The 18,071-nt window shown below is 56.8% G+C and carries 15 protein-coding genes; 11 read left to right on the forward strand and 4 right to left on the reverse strand.

Going from position 1 to position 18,071, the window contains the following annotated elements; translation table 11 throughout:
- Nucleotides 1-6: 6 nt before the first annotated feature.
- Nucleotides 7-1,671 (reverse strand): isovaleryl-CoA dehydrogenase, encoded by a 1,665-nt coding sequence (locus PMI34_RS14660; protein ID WP_008049864.1) that lies wholly within the window; start codon nucleotides 1,669-1,671, stop codon nucleotides 7-9.
- 128 nt (nucleotides 1,672-1,799) lie between these two features.
- On the opposite strand from PMI34_RS14660, the gene PMI34_RS14655 reads away from it, so the two are divergent.
- Nucleotides 1,800-2,615, forward strand: a complete 816-nt coding sequence (locus tag PMI34_RS14655) for a PaaX family transcriptional regulator C-terminal domain-containing protein (RefSeq protein WP_238538782.1) — start codon at nucleotides 1,800-1,802, stop codon at nucleotides 2,613-2,615.
- A 166-nt stretch (nucleotides 2,616-2,781) separates the two neighbouring features.
- Entirely contained in the window at nucleotides 2,782-3,441 is a 660-nt protein-coding gene (locus PMI34_RS14650) for a MarC family protein (RefSeq protein WP_008049868.1), read from the forward strand.
- A gap of 70 nt (nucleotides 3,442-3,511) precedes the next feature.
- On the opposite strand, the gene PMI34_RS14645 is transcribed toward PMI34_RS14650, so the two are convergent.
- From PMI34_RS14645 to PMI34_RS14635, 3 genes are all read right to left on the reverse strand, one after another.
- The gene (locus PMI34_RS14645) at nucleotides 3,512-5,224 is read right to left on the reverse strand and encodes an arylsulfatase (protein ID WP_008049869.1); all 1,713 of its coding nucleotides are present in this window, start codon (nucleotides 5,222-5,224) and stop codon (nucleotides 3,512-3,514) included.
- 278 nt (nucleotides 5,225-5,502) lie between these two features.
- Nucleotides 5,503-5,949 (reverse strand): hypothetical protein, encoded by a 447-nt coding sequence (locus tag PMI34_RS14640; RefSeq protein ID WP_008049872.1) that lies wholly within the window; start codon nucleotides 5,947-5,949, stop codon nucleotides 5,503-5,505.
- A 199-nt stretch (nucleotides 5,950-6,148) separates the two neighbouring features.
- Nucleotides 6,149-7,108, reverse strand: a complete 960-nt coding sequence (locus tag PMI34_RS14635; RefSeq protein ID WP_008049876.1) for a LysR family transcriptional regulator — start codon at nucleotides 7,106-7,108, stop codon at nucleotides 6,149-6,151.
- 153 nt (nucleotides 7,109-7,261) lie between these two features.
- On the opposite strand from PMI34_RS14635, the gene PMI34_RS14630 reads away from it, so the two are divergent.
- From PMI34_RS14630 to PMI34_RS14595, 9 genes are all read left to right on the forward strand, one after another.
- Nucleotides 7,262-9,298 carry an alkyl/aryl-sulfatase gene (locus PMI34_RS14630; RefSeq protein ID WP_008049877.1) on the forward strand — a complete coding sequence of 679 codons (2,037 nt, stop codon included), beginning with the start codon at nucleotides 7,262-7,264 and terminating at the stop codon, nucleotides 9,296-9,298.
- A gap of 239 nt (nucleotides 9,299-9,537) precedes the next feature.
- Nucleotides 9,538-10,806 carry an OmpP1/FadL family transporter gene (locus tag PMI34_RS14625; RefSeq protein WP_008049878.1) on the forward strand — a complete coding sequence of 423 codons (1,269 nt, stop codon included), beginning with the start codon at nucleotides 9,538-9,540 and terminating at the stop codon, nucleotides 10,804-10,806.
- Nucleotides 10,807-10,853: 47 nt separating this feature from the next.
- Nucleotides 10,854-11,531: a DUF3313 domain-containing protein gene (locus PMI34_RS14620; RefSeq protein ID WP_008049879.1), complete on the forward strand. Its 678-nt coding sequence runs from the start codon at nucleotides 10,854-10,856 to the stop codon at nucleotides 11,529-11,531.
- A 63-nt stretch (nucleotides 11,532-11,594) separates the two neighbouring features.
- Nucleotides 11,595-12,023, forward strand: coding sequence for a hypothetical protein (locus PMI34_RS14615; RefSeq protein ID WP_008049880.1), 429 nt, complete (start codon nucleotides 11,595-11,597; stop codon nucleotides 12,021-12,023).
- Nucleotides 12,024-12,037: 14 nt separating this feature from the next.
- Nucleotides 12,038-12,496, forward strand: coding sequence for a glycine zipper 2TM domain-containing protein (locus tag PMI34_RS14610; protein ID WP_008049881.1), 459 nt, complete (start codon nucleotides 12,038-12,040; stop codon nucleotides 12,494-12,496).
- Between the two features lie 271 nt (nucleotides 12,497-12,767).
- Nucleotides 12,768-13,985, forward strand: coding sequence for a DUF3422 domain-containing protein (locus tag PMI34_RS14605; protein WP_008049882.1), 1,218 nt, complete (start codon nucleotides 12,768-12,770; stop codon nucleotides 13,983-13,985).
- Nucleotides 13,986-14,923: 938 nt separating this feature from the next.
- A complete protein-coding gene (locus tag PMI34_RS28780; protein ID WP_157222721.1) occupies nucleotides 14,924-15,202 on the forward strand; it encodes a hypothetical protein in 279 nt (92 codons plus the stop codon).
- A 935-nt stretch (nucleotides 15,203-16,137) separates the two neighbouring features.
- Nucleotides 16,138-17,208 carry an alkene reductase gene (locus tag PMI34_RS14600; protein WP_008049883.1) on the forward strand — a complete coding sequence of 357 codons (1,071 nt, stop codon included), beginning with the start codon at nucleotides 16,138-16,140 and terminating at the stop codon, nucleotides 17,206-17,208.
- A gap of 11 nt (nucleotides 17,209-17,219) precedes the next feature.
- Nucleotides 17,220-18,056 carry a pirin family protein gene (locus PMI34_RS14595; protein WP_008049884.1) on the forward strand — a complete coding sequence of 279 codons (837 nt, stop codon included), beginning with the start codon at nucleotides 17,220-17,222 and terminating at the stop codon, nucleotides 18,054-18,056.
- The last annotated feature ends 15 nt before the right edge of the window (nucleotides 18,057-18,071 follow it).

Below are 18,071 nucleotides of genomic sequence, written 5' to 3' on the forward strand. Positions count from 1 at the left end.
GCCAATTCAGAGACGGGGCATGGCGCGCTCGATCAAGGTGCTCAGCGGTGCATTGGAATCGAGGCTGCCAAAGGCGAATCCACACTCGCTGCCCAGGCGTGCCCGGCAGAAGATGTCGGCAATCTCGTTATTGCCTGACTTGAGCAGCAGCCCGGCCTGTATTGCCAGCGCGGTGCGCTCCACCACCAGACGGCTTCGGGCCTCGAGGTTGCCAATGTCCTGGAGTGCGTTGTGCAGCCACTGCAGGTGGCTGTCATACAGCGGGTGCAGGCCTGCGGCGCTCTGCAGTTCGGCAAACAAGGCCTCACTTATCGCCGGGTCTTTGTGCAACGAGCGCAGCACATCCAGGCATTGCACGTTACCGCTGCCTTCCCAGATGGAATTCAAAGGTGCCTGACGATACAGGCGCGGCAGGATGTTTTCTTCGACAAAGCCAATCCCGCCCAGACATTCCTGGGCCTCGTTGACGAACGCCGGGGTGCGTTTGCAAATCCAGTACTTGCCGATGGCCGTGGCGATACGAGCGAAGGCCGCTTCCTGCGGATCGTTCGGCGAGGCATCCACGGCGCGGGCGATGCGCATCGTGAAGGCCACGGCAGCTTCACTTTCCAGTGCCAGATCGGCCAGCACGTTACGCATCAGCGGTTGTTCGATCAGTACATGGCCGAAGGCATGTCGTTGGCTGACGTGGTTCAGCGCCTGAACCAGGGCCTGGCGCATCAATGCCGAAGAAGCGATCACGCAGTCCAGTCGGGTCAGAGCGACCATCTCCAGAATGGTCGCCACCCCGCGACCTTCAGCGCCGACCAGATAGGCAGTGGCGCCCTGGAACTCCACTTCGGAGGAGGCATTGCTCCAGTCGCCCAACTTGTCTTTGAGGCGCTGGATGCGCACGGCATTGAGTGAGCCATCGGGCAGGATTCGCGGCATCAGAAAACAGCTCACTCGCCCATTGAGCTGGGCAAGTACCAGGTGCGCATCGCACATGGGGGCAGAGAAGAAGAACTTGTGACCGACCAGTTTGAAGCTGCCATCGGCCTGAGGGTGAGCCTGGGTGGTATTGCTGCGTACATCCGAGCCACCCTGTTTTTCGGTCATGCCCATGCCCATGGTGCAGGCGCGTTTTTGCTCGACGGGTAGAGGACGTGGATCGTAGTCCCGGGCGGTCAGTTTGGGTATCCAGATTTTTGCCAGCTCCGGGGTGTTCAACAGCGCCGGAATGGCGGCGTGGGTCATGGTCAGCGGGCAGCAGGTGCCTGCATCTGCCTGGCCATTGAGATACAACAAGGCAGCGCGCACCACATGGGCTCCGGGTTGCCCCAAGTGGTTCCACGAAAAACTGTGTACCTCGCCGCGCATCGCGTTGAGCATCAGCTGGTGGTAGGCGGGATGGAACTGCACTTCGTCAATGCGCCAGCCATAACGATCGAAGGCGTGGAGCACGGGTTTGTTGCGATTGGCCAACTCGCCCAGCTCCATTTGCTCGCCGCCACTCATGGCACCATGGGCCGATAACTGCGCCTGCGCCCAGTCGCCGCCGTTCGCTCGCACCGCCTCGCGCAGTGGGACATCACTGTCCCAGGCGTTGTAAGCTGGCAACGGCTGCGGCTGATTGAAAACTTCGTGGGTTGAAAACGGGGTGTCGATCTTTGGCTGGATTGCGGCAGACATGGGCGGGTTTCTCCGTGATAGGTCTGGAGAAAATTACACGCAATGTATTTTTTATGTCAATCACTGTAATTTACGATAATTCATCAGGTGCGTGCCGAATCGTGCCTGGAGGGGAGGACTGTTTCTTGTTGGAACCCGCTTCAGACGAGCTCGAAAACCCGACGCCAACGCCGCGTCAGTTGATCCTCAAATTGCTCCTGGTTGTCGAAGGTGGTGAGCTGGATGTCACCAGCGCCGTGCGCGCCTGTGCTTTGTTTGGTCTGTCTGCGAACAACACACGCGTTGCCCTTGCCCGGTTGCAGAGCGCCGAACTGATCGAAACTGTCGTGCGCGGCGCCTACCGTCTTGGCCAGGCCGGCAGAGCGCTGGGCGAAGAGATAGGCGCCTGGCGTCAGGCCGAAACGCGTCTGCGGGAGTGGGATGGCAGCTGGGTGGTGGCGCTTACGGCGGCCCTGGGCCGCAGCGATCGCAAAGCATTGCGTGCCCGAGAGCGCGCATTCGGATTGGTGGGCTTGCGCGAACTGGATGACGGGCTGTTTATCCGCCCTGATAACCTGGACGGCGGAGTGGCGCACACACGCGAACGTCTGCTGTCACTTGGCGTGGAAAACTCGACGGCGGTGTTCCAGGCGCAGCAGTTCGATCCGCAGCGAGACGCCCGGGCCCGGTTGCTGTGGGACGCCAGTGAGTTGCAGAAAACCTACAGGGACGGCCAACGCACGCTGCAGGCGTCGATGGCGCGCTTGGCCGGTATGCCGATTGAGGATGCTGCCCGTGAGGCGTATGTGCTGGGGGACCAGGCCATGCGCCAGATCGTGTTCGACCCGATGCTTCCTGAGCCTTTGGTGGACTCCGCGCACCGTCGTTCCTTCCGCGAGCTGGTCAAGCGATATGACGATGTCGGCCACCAGGTCTGGCGCGACTTTCTCGCCCGGGGCAGATGAAACCCAGGCGATAGTTTCGCCTGCCGGCTGCCGTTATGCACGGCTGTAAAAGGCCCCAAAGCTGCCGATGACAACACACGGAAATCGGACAATGGCACTGACTTGAGTTGAGTTGTTCCTGATCAGCTAAGGTAATTCCTACACCACACGCCTGGGCAGATCATTCATGAACTCATACGTCACCCTGTTCTTCGGCATGTTCGCAACCCTCCTGGCGATCATCAATCCACTTGAGGCCATTCCGGTTTTCCTGGGGCTGGTGCAAGACAGGGACGCTGCCGAACAGCGCCGGGTGGCTCGCAAGGCCTGTCTTTATGCGCTGCTGTTGATGTTTTTCTTTTTGATTTTCGGCAACCTGCTGCTGCGTTTGTTTGAAGTTCCGCTGAGTATGATTCGGGTGGTCGGCGGGGTGATCCTGATGCGGATCGGGTTCGAGCTTTTTGCTCCCTCGCCCAACAGCAGCCTGATTCCAAGCGGTGGCAAAGGCGACGAGGACATATCCTTCATACCCATGGCCATGCCGATCATGTTCGGCCCCGGCGCCATCGCCACGGTGATAGGCCTGACCAGCACGATCAAGGACTCCGACCGCGCCATATTGTCCTTCGCCGTCGTGGCGCTGGCGATCTGCGCCACCATGCTGGTCACTTACCTCTCTTTGGCCTACGCCAACAACATCCTCAAGAAGATTGGCCCGCAAGGCATCGATGCCGCGACCCGCATCGTCGGTTTCTTCGTCTCGGCGATGGGCGTGGGGCTGATCTTTCACGGGACGGTGGAGTTCCTTCAGTCGTATGGGGTGTTACTCAACGGTGTAGCAAAGTAGAACTGCAAAGCTCTCATGCAAAAAAACGGGCGCCTGTTTGGGGCGCCCGCGCGGCTGATCAGTCACGGCGTCAATCGTGTCCGTTATGACCGTTCTGCTTCATGGCTTTGAGGATGCCGTCCAGGTTGTAGGTTTCAGGCGCCTGCATGGGAGGGAAATCCCTGTACGACATCAGCTCCTTCTCCCAGAGCAACTGTCCGACCGGCAGCATGTTCCAGTTGTAGATATAGGCGTTACCCGGTGAGCCCAAGGCACCGCCATAGCCCGTGATGGACTTCGCGTCGGCACCGACCGTTGTTTCAAAAGGGTCGCGCTTGAGGTTGAGCAGTTGGGTCCAGTGGAAAGTGGTAGCGCCATACAACCCGCCCGTCGCGGTATCCGGCACCATGGTGTAGTACATCTTCCAGTTCTTGTAGCGCACTGCCGAAGGTTGCGAGCCGGTGTAGTAAAAGAAGGTGTCGCGCGCCGACTTGTCGGACTTGCCGGTCAGGTAATCGGTCTGATCCACACCATCGAGCTTGGTCTTGACGATGCCGGGATAATTGCCCGCCATGATCTGCTCATTGAGCTCATTACCCTTCTTGCCGCCAGCGATACTGACCAGTGTCGGCACCCAGTCGAGCGAGGCAAAGATGTCGGTCAGGACCGTGCCTGGCTTGATCACCCCAGGCCAGCGGATGACCAGCGGAGCACGCATGCCACCTTCCCAGGTGGTCAGCTTGCCGCCCTTGAACGGGGTCGTGCCGCCGTCGGGGAAGGTAATGGTTTCCGCGCCGTTGTCGGTGGTGAAGACGACAATGGTGTTGTCCAGTTGGCCCATGTCCTGGAGTTTCTTCAGGACATAACCAATGTTGTCATCCAGTTGTTTCATGCCTGCTTCGTTGGTGCCCCAGTCTTTTCCGCCGGGCTCACCGACCATGGCGTCATACTTGGGTGGCAGTACCGTGGTGATGTGCATGCGTGCCGGGTTGTACCAGACGAAGAAAGGTTTGTTGGTCTTCTTCGGATCGTTGCGGTCGAGGAAGTCGATGACCTTGGCGGAGATTTCTTCATCCACGGACTTCGAACGCTCCAGTGTCAGCGGCCCTTCGTCCTTGCACGTGGTGTTCTTCTGCGTACCGTCGCTGGAGACGCAGGACATGACCGGACGAGGTGGCGTCAGGCAGGTACCTTCACGCGGATCTATGGCGCCAGGCACGTCCGGCAGCCCGTTGATCGGTGTGGCCTTGCAGGGTGGGGCGATGCCCTGCACCTGCGGCGTCTTGTTGATATCGACAAAACTCACGCCCTGCATCGCATCAAGGTGATAGAGGTAACCCCAGAATTCCTGGAAGCCGTGGGATGTCGGCAGCGCTTCAAAGTTGTCGCCCAGGTGGTTCTTGCCGAACTCACCGGTGGTATAGCCCAGGTCCAGCAAGAACTTGGACAGTGCAGGGGTGCCAGGGCGCAGCCATGACGGGCTGCCGGGCAATTGCGGTGGGATCATGCCGGTTCGCAGCGGGTGCATCCCGGTAAAAAAAGCATTGCGCCCCGCCGTACAACTCTGCTCGGCGTAGTAGGTCATGAATTTCGCACCTTCCTGGGCGATGCGATCGATATTCGGCGTTTCACCCACCGCCAGGCCCTGGTGATAGATGCTCGGCTGCATCCAGCCGATGTCATCGGCCATGATGAACACGATGTTGGGTTTCTGATTGGCCGCTTGAGTCACTGTCGACAGGCTGGCGCCAATTGCCAGACTGCTCAGCGCCAATCCCGTCAGTACAAGTTTTCGCAGTTTCATGAACTTGATCCTCGTCCAGTTGATTCACATAACTACCCGTCTCGGATACGTCGTGCTCTCATCTCTCAAGGCTCAAAAACTGCAACTGCGCCTTCCTTATACTGACGCTCAATCCGTCATTCGGTGTGGCACCCTTAATATTGAGCTTTGACCGCAATGGCTTGTGGCCCTTGTCGCGTACATCCCAATCGGGCCTATACCATTAACAGAAGGTGAGTGTAGACGCGCATTTACAAAGTGCGGGCCGCAAAGGCGCGTCCTATTGACGTCACATCGTGTCAGCGCTTTGCCTGGGCGACATCGCCACAAAAGATATCGACGCTGCCGTCTTCAGGTGATGTCCGCACGACGATGGAATATTTTCCGGAAAGCAACTCTGACGTTGCGATAGGCGCATTACGGTAAAAACTCCAACCATTGGCTCCGGCTTCATTTTTTGTATTGACCTTATCGTTCATTGCAAAGGCGACAGGTCCGGGTTGCTGACAGCTGCCTTTGTTGATGAAGGTGTAAATGCGCGGGGGGAGGAGGGTACCGGTCGGAACGCCAGTGATATAGAAATCAAAATTGGTCTGGTTGCCTTCGGCTGTCAGTGTGGCGTTGCCCGTCTGGCCCGCATTGCGGTGGGTGGCAGCCAGAGGCAGATTCATTGAATGGTTTGAAGCGGTACTGCAACCGAACAGACTTGCCATGAGTAGCGCGAACGGGACGATGCGGGTATTCATAAACAACCTCCAAAAGTGGAAGAAGTGCATGGGGGAATACTGGGTATAGCTCATAAATAAATGTGCTGTTCTCAATAAATTCGCGTTGAGAAACTTCGTACCTGATAGTCATCGCCCAGGCAAAAAATGGAAGAATCGATGGCAGCGTCCGCCGCACTCAAGCGGCAGCTCTGAGTCGCGGCCTTCGCACGTTCTGGCTTTACGCCCCCATGATCTTGACCAACAGACTTTCACGCTGGCAAACGTCGGCCTCCACGGCTTTCACTTCTTTCATGAACACCTCTACCGCAGGCGGCAGCGAACGCTCCTTGAGATAAATGAAGCCATAGCGGGTACGCAGGGCGAGGTCCTGAACGGGTAACGGCACGATTTCACCCGCCGACAATTCGCGCTCGAACGTTGACAGGTTCCCCAGCGCCAAAGCATTGCTGTTCTCGACGAACTTCACGATTTGCATGGGGACATCAATTTCGATGGCCGGTACGAAGTCTCCGGTCAGCGCATCATAGGCACCGGCGCAGCCCAGCGTTGCCGGAAGCAAGTGGGTCGCCAACCGCAAGGGGATGCGCGAAGCCACCCAGGGGTAATCGAGTGTTTGTGCCAGGGTGAGGGAACGGTTTTGCGCAAGCAGCGGATGGTCCGGGCGGCAGAACAGGCGGCCTTCATGCTCCCCCAACAGCTCGCAAGTGAGTTCTTCCCGGCCTTGTAAGGTGCTGATTTCAGCGATGCCCAGATCCACCACGCCGATTGTGACCTGATGAGCCACCTCCCGCCACCCGGCCACATGTGCCGTCACCCTGATTTGCGGATGCCGGGCATGCATCCGCGCGATGCTGGCATAGCCGCTGATGATGCTGGGGTAAGGGCCTAGAGCGACTTTCAGTGCACCGATATCCCCGCCCGCGAGCAAGGCAATGTCACGCCGCAGATCCTGTTCTGCCACCAGCAGGCGCTGACTTTTCTCCCTGAGCAAATGACCAAATGCAGTCAGTACAACGCCGTCGGTGCGTCGATCGAACAGCGTGACCCCGAGTTCGCGCTCCAGCAACTGGATGCTTTTACTCAGCGCCGGCTGGGAAACACCCAGTGCCTTTGCGGCCCGGCCAAAGTGTGCGTGCTCGATCAATGCCAAAAACTGACGTAGACGGTTTGGCGTCATCACATAACCTTTATGTTATCGAAAGCCTTTGAAACGGAATTTTTCGGAATTAATTCAATATGCTATTCATGGTTCGACGGGTCAAGCCGAGAACGCAGAACACTTGCGTTGACTTGACGCCCTTGGACATTCATCTGGCGCAGGAACCTTTTCATGTACAACAAGACCCTCCATCTGGCACTGGCGATCACGCTTGGCGGTGGCATCAGCCCTTGCGTTTTCGCTGCCGATGCAAACGGCGCAACTTCCGATCCGGCTCCATCGCAAAACGTGCATTTCGACAGCAAGGGCAAGGCGCCTTCGTCCTACACGGTCGACATGCAGAACACTGTGCGCAAGACACTCCCCTTTGCAGACAAGCGCGACCTTGAAGAAGCGAAAAAAGGCTTCATCGCCGCACCGCCCTACAAGAAGATCATGGCCGACGCCGGGAACGTCGCGTGGAACATGGGGAGCTACAACTTCCTGAATGAAGGCAAGGATTACGACAGCATCAATCCGTCGCTGCAGCGTCAGGCGGTGCTCAATACGGCCTATGGCCTCTATGAAGTCGTTCCGGAAAAGATTTACCAGGTGCGCGGTTTTGACCTGGCCAATATCACGTTCATCAAGGGCGACACCGGCTGGATTGTCTTCGATACGCTGCTGTCGAAGGAGACTGCCAGGGCCGCCCTGGACTTCATCAACGAAAAACTGGGCAAGCGCCCGGTCGTGGCAGTGGTTATCTCCCACTCCCATGCCGATCACTTCGGCGGAATCCGCGGCGTGGTCGACGAGGCCGATGTCCGCAGCGGCAAGATCCCGCTGATTGCGCCGAAAGGCTTCATGGAGCATGCCGTGGCTGAAAACGTCTACGCCGGCAACGCCATGAACCGGCGGGCGTTCTTGCAATATGGTGTGCTGTTGCCGCACAGCCCGTACGGTCACGTCGACATGGCCATTGGTAAAAATGCTTCGATTGGCAACATGGGGCTGATCGAGCCCAACCGTTACATTGCCAAAGATTTCGAAACCCTGACCATCGACGGTATCGAAATGGAGTTCCAGAGCACGCCCGGCACTGAAGCGCCTGCGGAGATGAATACCTGGTTCCCACAGTTCAAGGCGTTCTGGGCCGCCGAAAACATCACCGGCACCATCCATAACATCTATACCCTGCGCGGCGCCCTGGTCCGCGACCCGCTGGTCTGGTCGAAGAACATCAATAATGCCCTGTATCGCTACGGTCAAACGGCAGACGTCATGTTCGCCTCCCACAGTTGGCCACGCTGGGGCAATGAGCGGATACAGGATGTGATGCGCGCGCAACGCGATGCCTACGCCAACCTGAACAATGCCGTGCTGCATGCCGCCAACCAGGGCGTCACCATCAACGAGATTCAAAACGTCTACAAGTTGCCCGAAAGCCTGAAAAACAATTGGGCGACCCATAGCTACCACGGTTCGGAAGAGCACAACAGTCGCGCCGTGATCAACCGTTACCTGGGTTACTGGGACGCCAATCCGGCGACGCTGATGCCGTTGTCTCCAAAGGATTCGGCACCCTTGTATGTGGAAATGATGGGAGGCGCCGACAAGATCATGGCCAGAGGTCAATCCTTGTTCGATCAGGGCAAGTACCGCGAAGCCTATGAAATCCTCAACAAGCTGGTGTATGCCGAACCGCAGAACACCAAGGCCAAGGATTTGCTGGCGGATGTCTATGAGCAAGTCGGTTATCAGAAGGAAAGCGCCGGCGTGCGCAATAGTTTCCTCTCGGCCGCGTATGAACTGCGCCATGGCATGCCCAAGGGCCTGCCGCCAAAAACCGGCGGCCCCGACATGATTCGCGGCATGAGCACAGAGTTATGGCTCGAATACCTAGGCATCGCCCTCGATGGCAGCAAAGTCGCCGATCAACACTTCATCTTCAATCTCAAGACGCCCGATAACGGCGAGCAGTTCGTGGTGGAGTTGAGCAACTCGACATTGACCAGTATCAAGGGGCAGCAAGCTAGCAATGCCGACCTTACCATCACCCTTGACCGTGCTGATCTGGAAGGCGTGATGGCCCGCAAGACCGGATTTGAGCAACTCGTCGCAACCGGCAAGGCAACCTTCGAAGGCAACCGCAAACCGTTCGAAGTGTTAATGGCGGCGATCACCCCGTTTACCCCGAGCTTTGAACTACTGCCAGGCACCCATCAGTAATCAACTAGGGCTGCGCTTCATCCTGCCCCGGGGTGAAGCGCTTTGGCGTTCTGCTTCGCGCCCCTGAATAAACAATAACGAGCATGGATGGCGCTATTCATAAGTTGTTCCTTCCAATATCGAGAATATGAACTACCACTTATGTGTGGCCCTAACAGGCCGTTTGAACGTGATTCAGGTTTTTCGACGTTGGTTAATTCACCCTTATTAGAAAATGCACATTTGCCGGGATCTAATCCATGCAAACCAAAATAGGTGCACTGCCTGCCTTTACGCTGCTTGCCTTGTGCAGCCAGCAAGCACACGCCGGCGGCCTCATGCTCTACGAAATCGGCACCGATAACGCCGGCCTGGCCAACGCCGGCGCCGCCGCTCGGGCCCAGGGGCCTTCGACCATTGCCAGCAATCCGGCGGGCCTGAGTTACCTGCCGGGAACACAGATCACCGCGGGCTTGCAGGTGCTTTACGGCAACCTCAAGTTCGATCGCGACGAAGACACCAACGTGCCGGGCAGCGGCAGTGGCAATGCCCTCGATCCGATTCCCGGCGGCAGCTTTTTCATCAGCCATGAACTGGACGACCACTGGAGCGTCGGCTTCGGCCAATACGCCGATTTCGGCCTGGCGGTCAATTACGACAACGACTGGTCCGGTCGTTACTTCGCCCAAAACGCCAGCCTTGGTGGTTTGTCGTTGGTGCCCAGCGTGGCTTACCGCTTCAATGAGCAATGGTCGGTTGGCCTCGGCGTCAAGGCCATGTACGGCATGCTGCAAGCCCAGACCGCGATTGACCGCTCGCCGTTCGGCTTTACCGACCGCACCGACGGCCAATTCAAGTACAAGGACCAGGATTGGGGCTTCGGTGCGAACGTCGGCGTCATCTACGCTCCGCAAGCCGGCACGCGGATTGGCCTGACCTACACCAGCCAGGTCGATCTGGACTTCGAGGACCGACTGGATGTGAAAGGCGATGGCCGACTGCTCGATCGCGTCAACAACACCAAGACCGAACTCGACATGAAGGTGCCGCAAACCGTCACCCTGAGCCTGTTCCAGCAACTGGACCGGCAATGGGCCTTGCTCGCTTCGGTCAACTGGCAGGACTGGTCAGAGTTCGGCGACATCGCGGTGCAGGTCGACACCACGGCGCTCGGCGCCCAATCAACCACTGTCGACGCACATTTCAAGGACACCTGGCACCTGTCGCTCGGGGCCCAATACCAGGCTGCCCCGCAATGGTTGTGGAACTTCGGCGTGGCATACGACAGCAGCGCCGTGTCCGACGGTAATCGCACCGTGACCGTACCGATGGCCGAGTCCTGGCGCCTTGCGACAGGAGCTACCTATGCGCTGGACAAGGACACCGACGTCAACCTCAGTTGGGCCATGATCTGGATTGGCGACATGCCGGTGGACCAGACCAGAAACGTTTCGGGCAATCGAATTTCCGGTCAATTCGACAGCGCCTGGATTCAAGCCGTGACCGGAAACATGACCTGGCGCTATTGAGTGTCTTGCCGCACCAGAACGACTTCATCCAAGGAGCACACAGCATTATGAATCTTTCCCGAAACTTGCTCATCGGTGCCACTGTGGCCGGGCTTCTGCTCGGCGGTTGCACCTCCAAAGTCACTGATCAGACGCAATACTCCGGCTACCTGTCCAACTACAACAACCTGCAGGAAGTTGAAACGCCGAGCGGTGGTACCGCAATGCGCTGGGTGAGCCCGTCATGGAACCCCAATGCCTATGACACGATTGCGTTCGAGCGACTGGAACTGTATCCGGCGCCCAAGCCCAATGAGCGGGTCAACCAGCAGACACTCGATGACATCCGGGACTACATGAGCAGCAAGGTGAGGGCGACGCTGGGGCAGAAATACCGGATGGTCTCGCGTTCGAGTGCTGCGCCAAAAGGTTCGAAAACCTTGATCATGCGCGCGGCCATCACCGGGGTAAGCGCTTCGAATGAAGGCATGAAATGGTATGAAGTGGTGCCCATCGCAGCCGTCGTCGGGGCGACACAGGCTGCGACCGGTCACCGCGATCAGGACACCGAACTGTATATCGAGGCCGAACTCATCGACGAGAAAGACAACCAGACCGTGGTCAGGGTCGTGCGCAAGGTGTTCGGCAAGCAGCTGTCGAATGAAAGCCAGAAGATCACCGCGCAGGATTTCAAGGCCGCGATCGACAAGTTGAACGCCGATCTCTGGGCATTCATCCGCAGTTGAACCTTGACCCGATCGCCAACAGGCGTTGGCGGTTGAATCGCTCCCGGAAGAGGAATGGCTGACATGGCTTCCCATGCATTGCTTCGACTCACAAATTTGCACAGACCTTTATTCATCGCAGCGCTCATCGCCAGCGCACTTGCGTTAAACGCCTGTACCTCAGTGGATGCGCAGACAACCGCCTATGTCGGAGTCGAGCATCCAGCGCCGACCCTGCCCAGCGAAGTGCAGATATTACGCACGGAACCAACGCGCCCCAATGTGCGCCTGGGTGAAATCCTGATCGATGCCAGCGTCGACCCGGCGCCCCCCATCACCCAGGTCGAACAGAAGCTGCGTGAAGAAGGCGCCAAACTGGGTGCAGACGCGGTGGTGGTGGTTTATGACCAGATCCAGCCCGTCGCCGCTTACGTGACCGGTCCTCTGTGGAACCGCGACATCGATACGATTCAGGGCCGCAAGCTCAAAGGCATTGCCATCAAATACCAATGACGAGGTGTACAGCAATGAAAGCAATCATGTCCTGGCTGATGGTCGCGTTGGCGACTGTCTTGATCAGTGCCTGTTCCGCCGTGGGGTCGAACGATGGCGGCGCCGGTGAAATGGAGATTCGCTCGGGCAAGATCGAGCAGATATCGCTGACGCAGATGCAGACCAATCACGACAGTGGCGTCGGCGCCGTCCTCGGAGGCCTCGGCGGTCTCGGCATCGGCAGCCTGATCGGCAGTGGCACCGGGCGCGACGTCGCGATGGTTGCCGGCGCACTCGCCGGTGCGGTGGGCGGTAACTATGCAGAGAAGAAAAAGTACGATCAGCCGGTCGCAGCGCAACAGGTCATCGTTCGGGTGAAAAGCGGAGTGCTGGTATCGGTGACCCAGCCGATCAATCCGGCCCTGAGTAAAGGCATGAATGTCTACATCGAAGGCGCGGGGAACAATGCCCGGGTGCTGCCGCAGGGTGGTTGAGGCGAGATTCATTCATTGCACGAGGGCTATCTCATTTTTTTGCATCGCAGTGTTTGCGGGCAAGGCACCGGAATCGGTGTGAGAAGTACCTGCCAGGGACGGCAGGGCTTCACTACTGTCGATCCAGGGTTTGTCACCTGGCCGTGACTCGTGAGTTCGTCAAACTGTCCCACCATCTACAGCGATCGATAATGCCCCGAAATATTCGGCATCCGGCTCGGCTGGGCATTCATCGCAAGCGGCAAAAAAAACTCCAACATGGCCATACAACATGCACCCGTTACGACAAAGCCTGCACAACGAACTACACGCGCGCCCGTCACTGTACTTCGATGAGCCGGCCCATGTGTTTCATCTGGCTTTCCTCGGCAGCGATCAGGAGTGCAATGCATTCCTTGAACAATGCTGCCTTGGCACCCTCGACCTGAATGCCGCCCAAGGCATTACCCAACTCGAAGGCCATGCACTGAAATGGGAGCGCCATGCCGAGTTTTTCACCCTGACACTGGTGGTCACTTCATCCAGTGATGACTTGTCCTGGACAACGCTGCCCGAGGTGCTGGCGTCAAAGGTTGAAGTGCATTTGCCGGCCCTGATCAACTCGGTGCAGATTGTAGTGCGTGGTGAAACCAGCCTGGATCTGTCCCGGTACGGCTTCAAGGATCCGAGCGGTTCGTGCGTGGGCGGTGGCGATGCCATGGTCTGGAGTGATTTTCGCCTGAGCGAGGAGGGCAACAACCACATGTTGTTCGTCAACCGGCGCCTGAATGCCTACCGCCAGGGCCGGATGATACGCCGCCTGCTGGAAATCGAGACCTACAGGATGATGGCCTCGTTATCGTTGACCATGGCCAAAGACTTGAGCGCGCAGCTCGATGTTTTCGACAAGACCCTGGTCACCCTTTCCGAACGGAACGCCGACCCGGACGGCAGTAATGCGAAAGCCCTGCTAGCGGACATTTCCAACCTTTCTGCTCAAGTGGTGAGCAGCGCTGCGAAAACCCGGCACCGCTTCAGTGCCACGCAAGCCTATGCGCAATTGGTGTTCGAACGTTTGGGTGAGCTGCGCGAAAGTCACGTAGGTGATTGCCAACGCCTGGGCGTATTTATCGAGCGCCGTTTCAAACCTACCGTCAGGTACTGCACCGCCACCGAACAGCGCCTGGAGCACCTGGCCGAAAGCGTGGCCAATCTGGGCGATCTGTTACAAGCACGGGTTCAGGTCGAAATGGAAGAACAGAACTCGGAAATCCTGAAAAGCCTGAATGCCCGCGCCGATGCCCAGATCAAGATCCAGCGCGCAGTGGAGGGACTGTCGATTATTGCCATTACCTACTACCTGCTCAGTTTGCTCAAGCTGGGTTACTCAGGGGTGCACCTGCTTGGAGTTGAGGTGTCCCCGCGAGAGGCCATGCTGGTAATGGCGCCGCTCGCGATCGGTATTCTTGCGTTGATCGTGCTGCGTATCAGGAAAGTCAAAGAGCATTGAGGTGATGGCCTGCAATGTCGTTGCAGCGCCTTATCCACCTGCACATGGCGGCGGTCAGCAAAGGGGTGAAACTTCTTGCATGTGTAGCAGGCATGGACGGGATTGTAGGGGCAGTGCGTATGAACCGGGGAGGGTGCATGCACCAATGTCCCCTATGTACTGGGTATCAATGACACCGCGGATGGCTCGTTCTGTTTTTGTTTCGTGGCGCTGGAAGATTTGCCCAGTTAGTAAATTGCGCATACGGCGACATCTGCAATTAGCCCCGGTGGTTGAGTTTGACGGGCACGCGGAATGTAACGGGTAACGCACCAGGACAGGTATTGCGTCAGCAACCGCAGGTACTGGTCACGAGTACAAGGATCGTTCTGCGGAAAAGTCGCCGTGTCAGCTGTGCCAATTCGGCCGACCAGGTTGTCAGCCTGACGGCAGTTTTGGAGCCAGATGGCGTAACCGTCCAATGAACCAGAATCGACTCGAAGTGGCAGGCCAAGATGGCGTCATCAATATTAAGGTCTCGGCTTTTGGCATAGATATGGAAAGCCTGGATCGCACGCAGGTGCTCCGCCGCAGGAGTTGGACGTAGATGAACGGAACGACTATGGGCAACGGCGCCGCATCACCAGATTGCACAAGCAGTGGGACACGCTGACCAGAAGAGACGCGGCACTGAACCAGCTTCATCGAACACGAAGGATATGGCCCGTCGAGAGAGCAGACGTCAGAAACGGTTTTGTCGAATCAGTGATTCAAGCTGCTCATGAACACATCTCACATAACATGCCATTTAACATAATAAACATTATGCGTACTCATAGGTATTCCACACAGGACGTCTCCCAGGTGTCGAGAACAGCTAAAAATGCGAAATCTGTCATTTAAAAATGCCATTTCGAATTCAAGGGCCTACGAGCAATCTGCTTTGTCCAAACCGATCCATGCATTTAATTAATGCGACACCTCAGCGATCTGGGATCGCGCATTGGTCAGCGCTGTTCGTTCTTGGCCACGCGGATTATTTAGCTGATGAGTATGTAAGTGTAAAAGAGCCAGCCAATTCCAAATGCTGTGTGCTGTTTAAGTCATTGAATTTTCTAAACGTACCAGAAGCAAGCTGGTTTGTTGTTGCCGCGCTAACCGTTCTGTTGAATTTCTTAAGACAGGTAAAAAAGCGATTTTTTGAAAAAAATACCGCATTGCAAATTTCTGTCAGTTAAAAATGATACGTGGACCTCAGGGTGATTTTATGAATTTAGCCTTCAGCCTCACGTGCATGGACTTTTACAGACTTCCTTTTCGAGAGTCATCTGAGCGGCCAAAGCCATAGCGCGGTCTTTGCAGCTTTCGTCGCAACGACACAATATTGGCACTCAAAGCTCCTTTCCAATCTCGATGCTGTGTAAAATTCACAGCTTTGAACATGGTGTCTGTTCACGAATTTCAAGGTCCCTCCTTCGTGACAATATCAATTCCAGCTTATTTACAGCCTGATGCGGAGGTTTGGAGATAGACACTCTGTGCTGCTTCCTCCCAAAAAACTGGTAGCTGCTTCGTTAGCCGCGCTGTTTAACAAGGGAAAACTGGTGGGCGAATAGGTACTTTATCTGCTTTTCCGCTTTGATTTTCTTAGCATTTCTAGAATCTCAATACCGTGATTTCTAGTTGAAATTGTCAGTCTAGTTACCACCTGCGTTCTTTCATCAACCATATGAGAATATGGCTAGGCACTATTAGTCGCCTATGTCACCCTGGTAATTACTCTCAGCTTTACGTCAAAATGTATTGTTAGTGTTTTTTTGTAAAAAGATGTGAGGTTTTTTGCGTAACTCAACTAAACGGCTATTTAGTTGAGTTAAGAGACGATGAGCAATCTCTCCTCACGTACTTACTATATGGCCCGGGGATCTGTCGCTTGTGTTAGAGACGACTACGTCGAGCGCTATCTCGTGTATCACCACTTCCTAGAGCTCTCTCCCCTTCCCTCACCACAGTGATCAGTCGCGCATGAAGGTTTAGCTCAATTTATCTGACCCTATCGCGGACTCCACTCGAGATATTGCCCCATCAGTGGATCAGTCATTTCAATTTTACCCAGTTTATCCCGGATCAGGATTGATCAATTATGGCTCTATCACTACTGAGGAGCCCCGCAATGAATTCTCTCTTTTCCCAAGTCCAGCTCAGTCGCTACACCCTCTCCAACCGCATGATCATGGCCCCGATGACGCGCTCACGTGCCGACGATGCCGGCGTGCCAAGTGAACTGGTTGCAACTTACTACGCACAGCGTGCCAGTGCCGGCCTGATCATCAGTGAAGGCGTGTTCCCTACTGCAATGGGCCAGGGTTATGTTCGTACCCCTGGTATCGAAACCGCCGAGCAGGTCGCTGCTTGGAAGCACGTCACTGAGGCCGTGCATGCACGTGGCGGACGGATTTTCATGCAGTTGATGCACAGTGGTCGCATTTCGCACCCTTCGTTGCTTCCGAATGGCGCCCTGCCACAGGCACCTTCCGCGATCAAACCCGCTGGCCAGACCTGGACCGCGACGGGCCTTCAGGATTTCGTTATCCCCCATGCACTGGGCGTGGTTGAGATTGCCGCGGTCATTGAAGGCTATCGCCAAGCGGCGCGCCTGGCCATGGAAGCTGGCTTCGACGGTGTCGAGTTGCATGCCGCGTCGGGCTACCTGCCTGAACAGTTTCTCTCGACTGGCAGCAATCAGCGCACGGATGAATACGGTGGATCGGTTGAAAACCGTGTGCGTTTTGTATTGGACGTGCTGTCCGCTATCGCGACGGAAATCGGTGGTGACCGGGTGGGTCTCAAAATCTCCCCTGAAATGAATTTCAACGACATCGTCGATGCCAACCCGCAAGAAACCTACACCTATCTGGTCGAACACCTGCATGGGCTAAATCTCGCCTATCTACATGTCGCCCTGTTCGGCGCCAATGTCGACTACCACGCCTTGTTACGTCCACTGTTTGACGGCAGCTACCTGATCGGTGGCGGACTCGATCAACACTCCGCCGAATCCCTGATCGCTGACGGCCGCGCCGATGCTGCCGTATTTGGCAGCGCATTCCTCGCTAACCCGGATCTGCCCGACCGTTTTCGCACAGGCGCTGAGCTCAATGTTCCGGACAAGAATTCGTTCTACGCACCGGGTGCGCAAGGGTACATCGACTACCCGACTTTGCCCGCAGCGCAAGGCGTCTGAGGAGCACAGTCATGTCACCCATTGCACGTCTGCAGCGCATGAATCACGGCAGTCAGTTCCGGGCTTTCAGTCTGCGTGGAAATCAGTTCGCCAAGCCTATCGACCCCTTCCTTGCTGTCGATCATGCCTGGATCAGCGGGCCAACTTTTCCACCACACCCACATGCCGGGTTCTCGGCTGTGTCCTATCTGTTTCTTGATTCCGAGACCGGGATTGAAAACCGGGACGCGCTGGGTAACCGCAACTTGATTAAACCCGGTGGGCTGCACTGGACGGCGGCGGGTAAAGGTGTGGTGCATGAGGAGGTACCGGCCGAACCGGGTAAGACGGTACATATGCTGCAAATTTTTATCAATTTGCCGCAAGAGCGCCAAGCAGACGCGCCGTTTGCGCTGACTCTCGAAGCGCAGGATGTGCCCGTGGTGCGGTTGCCAGGGGTCAAGGTGCGCGTGCCGCTGGGCAGTTTCGCCCAAGTGTCGTCGCCATTATCGGTGCCCACCGAAGTGACCGTGCTGGACATCTCGCTCGAGGACGGCGCTGAAGTCAGCGTCCCGATTCCCGAGGGTCATGTGGCGTTCGTGATGCCGATTGACGGCGAAGTGTGGGTCGACGACCTCCCCTTCAATCTCATCGAACTCACGCTGCCGGTGAATCTGCCGCTGCATGACGATCGCGCAGTCAGGTTGAGCGCCCCCAAGGGCAACGCCAAGGCTGTGCTGTTTTCAGGTGTCCCGTTGAATCAACCCGTGTATTGGCAAGGTCCGCTGGCGCTTGCCTCTCAGCTCGCGCTGGCCGAAGCCATTGATGGCTACCAGCGCGGTGCGTTCGGAACGCTGCAACCTCGTTAACTCAATGTTGACCGA

It is taken from the genome of Pseudomonas sp. GM74 (assembly GCF_000282455.1).
Lineage (GTDB): Bacteria > Pseudomonadota > Gammaproteobacteria > Pseudomonadales > Pseudomonadaceae > Aquipseudomonas.